The 3,451-nt window shown below is 71.1% G+C and carries 4 protein-coding genes; 2 read left to right on the forward strand and 2 right to left on the reverse strand.

What is annotated here, in order from left to right:
• Positions 1 to 137: 137 nt before the first annotated feature.
• Positions 138 to 638, reverse strand: a complete 501-nt coding sequence (locus tag I59_RS12870) for an Rv3235 family protein (RefSeq protein ID WP_022904215.1) — start codon at positions 636 to 638, stop codon at positions 138 to 140.
• Between the two features lie 117 nt (positions 639 to 755).
• On the opposite strand from I59_RS12870, the gene I59_RS12875 reads away from it, so the two are divergent.
• A complete protein-coding gene (locus I59_RS12875; protein ID WP_022904216.1) occupies positions 756 to 2,261 on the forward strand; it encodes a sensor histidine kinase in 1,506 nt (501 codons plus the stop codon).
• Between the two features lie 237 nt (positions 2,262 to 2,498).
• On the opposite strand, the gene I59_RS12880 is transcribed toward I59_RS12875, so the two are convergent.
• A complete protein-coding gene (locus I59_RS12880) occupies positions 2,499 to 2,747 on the reverse strand; it encodes a WhiB family transcriptional regulator (RefSeq protein WP_022904217.1) in 249 nt (82 codons plus the stop codon).
• A 259-nt stretch (positions 2,748 to 3,006) separates the two neighbouring features.
• On the opposite strand from I59_RS12880, the gene I59_RS12885 reads away from it, so the two are divergent.
• Positions 3,007 to 3,438, forward strand: a complete 432-nt coding sequence (locus I59_RS12885) for a hypothetical protein (protein ID WP_022904218.1) — start codon at positions 3,007 to 3,009, stop codon at positions 3,436 to 3,438.
• Positions 3,439 to 3,451: the final 13 nt, after the last annotated feature.

Consider the following 3,451-nt stretch of genomic DNA (forward strand, 5'->3'; position numbering starts at 1 on the left):
TCCCGTCCGTCCGTCCGAGTCGTCCGCCGCTCCGCGCTGCCGGACCCGAGACTCGCGCTCCGCGACACTGTGCGCGTCCCGGACCCCGAGCAGTGTCGCTGGCCACGAGACTCGCGCCGACGCCCCGCCTGCGCGGCTCACAACACGCCGACCGCCGTCGCTCGCCAGCGGGCGTTCCGCACCTCGAGTCGGATCGCCACGGCGCGCGCGTGACTCCGCCCGTGCACGACCACCGTCGCCTCGACCACGTTGTCCGCGGGGGAGCACGCGACCACGCTGCCGGCACGGAGCGACGGACGACGGTGGGGGCGTCGTGTCGCCGAGCGGTTCCGTGCCGCCACGGCCGCACGCTGTTGGAGGTGCCGGTGCACGTCCTCGGTGACCCACCGTGCGATGCTGTCGACCTCGCGTGCGCCGCTGAGGATCTCGACCACGCAGAGCGCCAGTGCCCGCGCGGTCTGTCGTGGATCCGGGAGCGCGGCGACCAGCGGCTGGACGTCCAGGGCCACCGGCGGCTGGCCCTCCGGCGGCTGGGCCGGCCGGTCGGCTTCCCGGGCGACGAGGTGGAGTGTCGGCTCGGCGACGGTCTCCGCCCGGTCCTGCCCCTCGTCGTCCCGCTGTACTGCTCCTCGCGCCACCCCGGCCCCTTTCGTTCCGGCCGAGCGTATTTCCCGTGCGACATCCAGAATGTTTGCGGCGGAAGGGCTGTGGACAACGCGGATCTGTCCACACAGGGCGGCACCTAGACTTGGCTCGTGTCGACCCTCAGTGACCTCGTCCTCGCGCAAGGCCGTTCCTCCGAAGCCGACGTGGAGTGGCTCCACCTGCTCGTCGGGGACTGGCAGCTGCTCGCTGACCTCTCGTTCGCCGACATGGTGCTCTGGGTCCCCACTGCCGAGCACGGGACCTTCGTCGCCGTCGCCCACGCCCGCCCGAGCTCGGCCGCGACGCTCTTCTACCGCGACATCGTCGGTCAGGAGATCCGCGAGGAGTGGCGCGATCAGGTCACCGACTGCTTCGCCGGGAGCCGCGTCGTCGACTCCGCGGAGCCGGACTGGTACGAGGACACCCCGACCCGGGTCCGCGCGATCCCGGTCCTGCGCCGGCTCAGTGCGAACAGCGCCGAGACCACCGACCGGCCGATCGCGGTCGTGACCCGGCACTCGAACCAGGACGAGATGCGGACGCCGAGCCGCCAGGAGCTCAACTTCACCGCGAGCGCGAACGATCTCTTCGGCATGATCGCCACGGGCGACTTCCCGGACCTCGGTGCCCCCGCCGGCCCACGTCGTGGGGCACCGCGCGCGAGCGACGGACTGCTGCGGCTCGACACGAACGGCGTCGTGACGTTCGCCAGTCCGAACGGGCTCAGCGCCTTCAACCGCATGGGCTTCGAGGGTGAGCTCGAACGGAAGTCCCTCGCCGAGGTGACGACCGAACTCATCGGCTCGAAGCTCGACGTCGACGAGTCACTGCCCCTCGTCGTCACCGGCCGTGCGCCCTGGCGTGCCGACGTTGAGGCGAAGGGCGTCACGGTCTCGCTGCGGTCGATCCCGCTCCGCGACCACGGGGAGCGCATCGGAGCGATCGTGCTCTGCCGGGACGTGTCCGAGCTGCGGCACCAGGAGCGCGAGCTCATCACGAAGGACGCGACGATCCGTGAGATCCACCACCGGGTCAAGAACAACCTGCAGACGGTGGCGTCCCTGCTCCGGATCCAGGCTCGCCGGACGCACTCGGACGAAGCCCGCACGTCCCTGCAGAACGCCATGCGCCGGGTCGCGGCGATCGCGGTCGTCCACGACACCCTGTCGACCGGGCTCAGCCAGAACGTCGACTTCGACCAGGTGTTCGACTCGGTCCTCAAGCTCGTGACCGAGGTCGCCGCGTCGCACAACACCACCGTCCGCCCGAAGAAGACCGGCGAGTTCGGGGTCCTGCCCTCGGAGGCGGCCACTCCGCTCGCGCTCGGCCTCACCGAGCTCGTGACGAACGCGGTGGAGCACGGGCTGGACGGTCGCGACGGCGAGGTCGAGATCGTCGCCGATCGCCACGACGACCACCTCGAGATCCAGGTGCGCGACAACGGCCGTGGTCTGCCCGAGGGCAAGGTCGGGTCGGGACTCGGCACGCAGATCGTCCGGACGCTCATCCAGGGCGAGCTCGGCGGGACGATCGACTGGCACACGCTCACGGGCAGCGGTACCGAGGTCGGCATCTCGATCCCGTTCCGCTGGCTCACCCGGTCGCCCGCGGCCTGATCGCCCGCGCAGCCGCGCTGCGCTGCGCAACCAAAGTCGAACGGCACCACGGGAAACCGCGGTGCCGTTCGACTTTAGTTGTGCGCGCACGAAGGGCACCGGCGCGCACGAAGCGCACCGGCGCCCACCGGCGCGCACCCGGGCGCACCGGCGCGCACCCGGGCGCCGGCACCTGCCCCGCCCGCACACGACGAAGCCCGCCACCCCACCGGGGTGACGGGCTTCAGGCGACCTGTGTCAGGAGGCGCGACGAGCGCGAGCGGCTCGGCGCTTCAGCGCACGACGCTCGTCCTCGCTGAGGCCACCCCAGACGCCCGAGTCCTGGTTGTTCTCGAGGGCGTACTGCAGGCACATCTCGGTGACGGTGCACCGGGCGCAGACGGACTTCGCCTTCTCGATCTGGTCCACTGCGGGGCCGGTGTTCCCGACCGGGAAGAAGAGCTCGGGGTCCGCGGTGAGGCAAGCTGCCTGGTCACGCCAGTCCATGTGTGGTGCTCCTTGATGTCGATGCTCGAACGGCAGCCGTGGGCCGCAGTTCGGGGATCGGAACGCTGGGCATGCTGAGCATGAGGGGACACCCTGTGGGGGAGGGATCCGCTGGAAGCGAGTCTGACGCCCGCTGAACGCTCGGGGGAGGAGCGTCGAACCGCGGGAGACGCGCACCACATCGTGCCGTCCAAACGACCTCGAATATCGTTCCATACTGGTAGGGCCAAATCAAGGGTTCCGACGCTGGAGGATCGCTGTGCACGACACCACACCCGCCGGGTCCGCGGACCCTGGGCAGCCCTCGCCCGCGTTCCGCGTGCTGCAGGTCGTCCTCGGGCTCGAGTTCCTCGCGCTGGCCGCCGTGACCGTCTGGCTCCTCGTCGAGCTCGTCACCTCGCCGGCGTCGAGTCTCGCCTCCGGCATCGCGCTGACGATCCTCACCGCGATCGCGGCCCTGTGGCTCGGTTCGCTGTTCGTCGGCCTCCGGAACCGCCGCCCCTGGGTCCGCTCCGGGATCGTCGTCTGGCAGGTCCTGCAGGGGGCGCTCGCGATCGGCGCGTTCCAGGGCGTCTTCCGCGTCGCCTGGTTCGGCTGGCTCCTGCTCATCCCCGCGCTGCTCGCCATCACGCTCGTGCTCTCGCGGCCGGTCACGGCCGCCCTCGTCCGCGAGGACGCGGACCGCGACTGACACGTGCGGCTCG

Source organism: Curtobacterium sp. B8, from assembly GCF_000333315.1.
In the GTDB taxonomy this organism is placed as follows: domain Bacteria; phylum Actinomycetota; class Actinomycetes; order Actinomycetales; family Microbacteriaceae; genus Curtobacterium; species Curtobacterium luteum.